Below are 914 nucleotides of genomic sequence, written 5' to 3' on the forward strand. Positions count from 1 at the left end.
TTACTCTGGCTTCAACTTAGGGAGTTGCTCGAAAAAACGAGACTGCCTTGTTATTACGAAATCTAGGGATGCTTAATAAGCGAGGAAAATATCATGGCGAATATCAAAAACTACCAAGAACAAGCTCAAGAAGTTGTAGCAAAAGCAATCGACGCAGTTGAAGGTCAATACAAGGCTCTTGCTGGTGCGTCTTTCGGTTATGCTGAGAAGTACTACAACGTAGAAACTGTTAAGACTAAGCACGATGAGTACTTGGCAATCGCTTCTGACAAAGCGCGTGAAGTAAACAAAACTGTTGGTTCATTCACAGCAGATTTGATTGCTAAGTTTGAAAAAGAAGCTCCAGTTGCTAAGAAACCAGCGGCTAAAAAGCCTGCTGCTAAGAAAGCACCTGCTAAGAAAGCGGCAGCGAAAAAAGCGCCTGCTAAGAAAGCAGAAGCTGCAGCTTAATCTGTAGTCAAAACGAAAAAGGAGGCCTAAGCCTCCTTTTTTTTGTGTCTGAATATTTCCTATCTGTCTATTTATCTTTCTAGCGAGCGCCGGCTTGCTGCGCGGATATACCTTCAAACGAAACGCGTGCGTTTACGTTTAGCTCAGAAAGATACGCGTTTATAGCGTTTGCGCGCTCCTTCTCTAGGGAGCGATGCATTTGATTATGCACGTATTCGTTTTGAACATTCTTCCTCATTAGAACAAACACCTCGACGTTCTGATCCGAATTCCAATCGGCAAATAAATCTTGGAATGCTGTGCTTGCAGAGCGATTCAATGCACTCGCTCCTTCAGAGAATAGCAAAGCACTATCAATCACTACTTTGGGTGTTGGCGCATTTTTTTGTATTTCTACATAGTGGCTTAAGTTGTATAAGGTCGTCCGCTCAATTAATAGCTTTGATATATCCGGCGCCGGTGTT

Annotated in this window: 2 protein-coding genes; one reads left to right on the forward strand and one right to left on the reverse strand. The window is 42.9% G+C overall.

The genetic code is table 11. The features are described from left to right. The first annotated feature begins 93 nt into the window (after positions 1 to 93). Positions 94 to 450 (forward strand): hypothetical protein, encoded by a 357-nt coding sequence (locus tag A3762_RS17590; protein WP_068756587.1) that lies wholly within the window; start codon positions 94 to 96, stop codon positions 448 to 450. Between the two features lie 79 nt (positions 451 to 529). On the opposite strand, the gene A3762_RS27760 is transcribed toward A3762_RS17590, so the two are convergent. Beyond that, positions 530 to 914: hypothetical protein (locus tag A3762_RS27760; protein WP_197469357.1), on the reverse strand; the 385-nt coding region annotated here is incomplete at its 5' end.

The sequence above is a fragment of the Oleiphilus sp. HI0125 genome (assembly GCF_001635355.1).